The following is a 5017-nucleotide window of genomic DNA, read 5'->3' as shown; positions in this document are numbered from 1 at the left end:
TTGGAGTGGCTTGATAGCTTGGATCTCAACGGAAAAACCGTGATTGATTTTGGCTGCGGCTCGGGCATTCTTGCTATTGCTGCCATTAAGCTGGGAGCCACGCGCGTGATCGGGATTGATATCGATCCCCAAGCCCTGCTAGCCTCCCAAGATAACGCTGAGCGCAATGGCGTCGCCGATCAACTGCATCTTTATCTTCCAACGACCAACCTGCCGATCTCACCGCCGATGTGGTGGTGGCCAATATTCTCGCCGGCCCACTACGTGAGCTCTCCGATGTGATCAAAGGGCTGATCAAACCCAATGGACAACTCGCGATGTCTGGCGTGCTAGAGACCCAAGCCGAAGATGTAGCTAATCATTACCGTAATCGCCTCAATATTGATCCGATCGTAGAGCGTGAAGAGTGGTGTCGCATCAGTGGGTATTTGCCCGCGTAGTTGGCCAAATGGATGCCTCATTGGCTTACCGCGACATCCACATTTATTGGTAAACCATGACTGACGTGTTACTAGAACTGCTTGATTAATCGGCGAAACGCACGTAATACAAAAAATGCTGTAAAAATCAAGCCATCAATGCTCAAATATTGTCCTTTTCAGATGCGTCAAAAATGCGTAAAATGCGCGCCCTTGCTGACTCAGAGCGGCTGAAGAGGATTTAGAGCTTTTGCGTATCGGACCTTACACCCTGGATGTCCCTTTGATCGTCGCCCCAATGGCCGGCGTGACGGACCGACCATTTCGTGAGCTATGCCTCGCGCATGGTGCCGGTATGGCTATCAGTGAAATGATGTCATCCAATCCAGCGTTGTGGCGAACGAGCAAATCGCAAAAGCGCATGGTGCATATTGACGAATCCGGTCTACGTTCGGTGCAAATCGCCGGCGCTGAACCAGAACTCATGGCTGAGGCGGCGCGATTTTGTGTCGAAAACGGGGCGCAAGTGATTGACATCAACATGGGTTGCCCAGTGAAGAAGGTCAACAAAAAGCTGGCAGGCTCTGCCTTGCTTACCCGACCTGATCTGATTGAGCAAATCCTAACAGCCACGGTAAACGCGGTGGATGTTCCCGTGACGCTTAAAACGCGTACAGGCTGGGATCCGGACAATAAGAACTGTGTAACGATCGCCCGGATGGCGGAAGATTGTGGTATCCAAGCCCTTGCACTGCACGGTCGTACTCGTGCCTGCATGTACAAAGGTGAAGCAGAGTACGACAGCATTAAAGCTGCGAAAGCAGCGGTATCGATTCCGGTGATAGCCAATGGCGACATTGATTCACCAGAAAAGGCCCAGTATGTCCTCGACTACACAGGGGCAGATGCCGTAATGATTGGTCGCCCTGCTCAGGGACGCCCGTGGATTTTTCGCGAAATCCACCATTATCTCACCACAGGTGAGCACTTGCCTGCCCCTTCTTTAGAAGAGGTGAGGACAATTTTGTTGGGTCATGTTCAAGAGCTTCATCAATTTTATGGGGAGCTCAAAGGATTACGTATTGCCCGAAAGCACGTGGCTGGTATCTAAAAGAGCATGATCAAATAGGCGACTTTCGCCGCACCTTCAACGCAATCGAAGATGCACACCAGCAGATCGATGCGCTGCAAGGCTACTTCGACAACGTTGCATAAATACGAGAAGAGCTGACAGAATATGTTCGAACAAAACCTGACTTCCGAAACATTGACAGTAACAACTGTAACTTCACAAGATCAAATTACGCAAAAGCCACTTCGTGACTCTGTAAAAGCGTCCTTGAAGAACTACCTCGCGCAATTGAATGGCCAGGAAGTCAACGATCTGTATGAGCTTGTCCTCGCAGAAGTTGAGCAGCCACTGCTGGATACCATCATGCAATACACCCGCGGTAACCAAACCCGCGCAGCCACCATGATGGGCATCAACCGCGGTACATTGCGTAAGAAACTGAAAAAATACGGCATGAACTGATTGTCGAGGCATAAATTATTGAGAGTAGAGCCGTGCTACCTTTCTAGGGGCACGGCTTTTTTTGTTCTCTGTCCTGATATGTATATTCGATAGGGATTTAAGGCTCTGGATATGTCTGCAGTCCACCCAACCAAGTAACCCTGACCGTCTACAGTGTACTTTTTTACTGCTTCGATTTTGAATTTTTTGGTATAACGTTTATGGCTCATGGACACCTTAAATAAACCATACACCTCACCTGTCGTTTCATGTCTATGCTCCAATGGTTGTCTTCCAGAAGTTTTTCAGGCCGCTGTCAGCATCTGATAAAGAGTATCTAGATGATTGATTTGAAAAATATCACGCTTGACACCTAAGTTATTTCAGTTGGTCATCACAACAGATATCATACAATCTGCTGCTTCATCAGCAGACCGAGCCTTTAAAAACCAGTATCATATTCAGTCTTATCAAGTGAACAGCAACCACCATGCGCAGCGGTGAGCAAATGAACATAACCATCGAGGATATCCTAGACCTTAAAACCCTAGTTGAGTCTGACCAAGTCGAGTTCAAACTGGCTGGTGGTAAAGACGGTAAAGGTACATTACCCAAAGACTTCTGGTCATCCTACTCGGCCATGGCCAATGGGCGTGGTGGCTGGGTTATACTCGGTGTACAAGAAAAGCACGGAGAATTTACTCCGGTTGGCGTCGTCGAACCTGAAAAAGTAAAAACAGACCTTTTCAATCAACTCAATGATCGCGACAAAGTCAGTAACAATGTAATATCCGATCAGGATGCACAACATGTAATACTACAAGGAAAGCCTGTACTAGCTATTCATATTCCACCAGCATCTCGCAAGCAAAAGCCAGTTCATCTGAAGAAAACGCCTTTCGGAAATACTTACTTGCGTATGCACGAAGGCGATCGCCGCTGTGACGATGAAACAGTAAAGCGCATGCTGGCTGAACAGCTCCATGACAGTCGCGATAATGAAATCCTTTCGGCTCATTACAGTTTTGCTGACGATATCAACATTGATAGCTTGAAAACCTACCGCAACCTACTCGCAGCACATAGCCCCCAACATCCATATCTTGAATATGAACTCTTCGAATTATTCCAAAAGATAGGTGGGTGGCGAAAAGACCGTGAAACAGGCAAGCAAGGGATCACCATAGCAGGCATACTAATGTTCGGTAATTGGGAAGCTATTACAGCAGCAGCACCTAATTACTTTGTTGATTATCAGGAGCGACCCGAAGCCAAAACTGAATTACGATGGATTGATCGTATCTGCCTGATGGCACTTGGTCTGGCAACCTTTTTGATTTCTATCGCCGAGTCTATCAAAAGCTTAAAGCCGAGCTCAAAGTACCATTCACGCTAGAACAAGGGCAACGCAAAGCTGATACTCCTGTCCACACAGCGCTTCGTGAAGCATTAGTAAATTGCATCGTCCATGCAGACTTTTCTGATCGCGTTTCTATTTTAGTCGTAAAACGCCCGGACATGTTCGGTTTTCGAAACCCCGGTCTATTGCGAATACCTCTGGAAGAGGTCATTGCAGGGGGAACCAGTGATTGTCGCAACCGTCTGTTACATCAGATGTTTCTTCTGATAGGCTTAGGTGAGAGGCTGGTTCTGGWATGACCAAAATCTTTAGTGGGTGGAAATCCGTAAACTGGCGCACTCCAAAGCTCTGGGAGAAAATGCCGCCGGCTCAAACATTATTAGAGCTATCTACAGCTAGTTTAATCCCAAATGACATTCGTGAGCTTCTACACCAACAGTTTGGTGACAGCTTCAACAAACTGGATGGCTTTGAACAACTCATTGTGACAACCGCAGCAGTGGAAGGATGGATCAACCATGAACGTGCTTGCCAGCTCACAACTCGCCACTCAAGGGAAGTTACACTCGCTTTACCTCGTTTAGAAGGGAAAGGATTTCTTGTTTCAAATGGGGAGCAGAAACAAAAGACCTACACATTGCCCGGCGTAACACTACCTACTCCAGACGAAGTATTTGCCTCTATTAGCACTAGAAATATTGCAAGCTCTCTCGAAACCTCCACACATAACGAGCCTAGCTCCACACATAACGGCTTCAACTCCACACATAACGAAGGGAGCTCCAAACATAGTGAAGCCCCTTCAAATAGAGATAATCACGGCCGCCTCATCGCTCTAGAGCATTTTGACTTACCATTTATAGACAGAGTGGAAGAGTTGAGCAGTAGCATCAGAGAGGAGCTAATGGCTTTTGCTCGAGAACCGAGAAAGAAGAAGCGCCTCAGAAAAGAACAGATGACCTCTGCTATCGCCAATGTATGCAAGGGGCACTACGTTTCCGCCGCTGCCTTAGCAGTCATTTTAGATAGAGACCAACAATCAATACGCCAGCAGTACCTTAAAGCTATGGTAGACAATGAACAGCTTGGTTTGGCTTTCCCTCAGTACAAAAATCACCCAAGACAAGGCTATACCTCATTAGTCAAAGAAAGCTAAAGCAAAACAAACACAAGAAATCCAATGATACGGCATGAACTAATCAATCATTGGTTTGGCTATGGTAAAACGGGCTGGCCGCCAATCGGTTAGCCCGTTTTTGTTTTTAACGGACAGGTTTTAACGGGCGGGCACATATCAATGGGCTTGGTTCGATTCATCACTGCTGGCTAACGTTTCCAATATCGAGCAATGGGTCGCGTCATCGTCGTCCATACCGCAGCAGGCGGCATTTAAACGTGTCAGGGCATGCTTTACCCGTTCAAGGGCTGCTATCTTCTCTGAGACTTCGTTTAGGCGCCGCTGGGTGATCCCTTTCACTTCTGCACAGGTGTGTAAGGTCGCTTCTTCGCGAATGTCTATAGAGCGTCAATTATCTTGGCCGGTTTTCCGTCAATTATCCTGGCCGGTTGATACTGATTTCTAACTACCTTCTCTCATTGCCATTTTGCGTCGGTAGCTTTCACCTTCACAGTGAAGAATGATCGCATGATGCACCAGCCGATCGATGGCAGCCGATGGTCATTGTTGAGTCGTCGAACAAGCTCATCCCATTGCTCGAACGACTA

4 protein-coding genes and 2 pseudogenes are annotated in these 5017 nt (G+C 47.4%); 5 read left to right on the top strand and 1 reads right to left on the bottom strand.

Features of this window, described 5'->3' with window-relative positions; all coding sequences use genetic code 11:
* The 5 genes and pseudogenes from DZ54_RS21600 to DZ54_RS26205 all read left to right on the top strand — a co-directional run.
* Nucleotides 1–440: pseudogene (locus DZ54_RS21600) on the top strand (50S ribosomal protein L11 methyltransferase); the annotation flags it as partial.
* 229 nt (nucleotides 441–669) lie between these two features.
* Nucleotides 670–1634, top strand: a pseudogene (gene dusB / locus DZ54_RS21595) (tRNA dihydrouridine synthase DusB).
* Between the two features lie 22 nt (nucleotides 1635–1656).
* On the top strand, nucleotides 1657–1953 hold the full coding sequence (fis, locus tag DZ54_RS0112800) for a DNA-binding transcriptional regulator Fis (protein WP_021024113.1): 297 nt from the start codon (nucleotides 1657–1659) through the stop codon (nucleotides 1951–1953).
* Between the two features lie 469 nt (nucleotides 1954–2422).
* Entirely contained in the window at nucleotides 2423–3328 is a 906-nt protein-coding gene (locus tag DZ54_RS26210; RefSeq protein WP_240474001.1) for an AlbA family DNA-binding domain-containing protein, read from the top strand.
* 259 nt (nucleotides 3329–3587) lie between these two features.
* Complete coding sequence (locus tag DZ54_RS26205) at nucleotides 3588–4448, top strand: hypothetical protein (RefSeq protein WP_240474000.1); 861 nt, start codon at nucleotides 3588–3590, stop codon at nucleotides 4446–4448.
* A 138-nt stretch (nucleotides 4449–4586) separates the two neighbouring features.
* Here the strand turns inward: DZ54_RS26205 and DZ54_RS24890 are convergent, their stop codons facing one another.
* A complete protein-coding gene (locus DZ54_RS24890) occupies nucleotides 4587–4805 on the bottom strand; it encodes a hypothetical protein (protein ID WP_338057058.1) in 219 nt (72 codons plus the stop codon).
* Nucleotides 4806–5017: the final 212 nt, after the last annotated feature.

The organism is Salinivibrio socompensis S35, from assembly GCF_000513715.1.
In the GTDB taxonomy this organism is placed as follows: Bacteria; Pseudomonadota; Gammaproteobacteria; order Enterobacterales; family Vibrionaceae; genus Salinivibrio; species Salinivibrio socompensis.
This window is presented reverse-complemented; position numbering and strand designations above follow the sequence as displayed.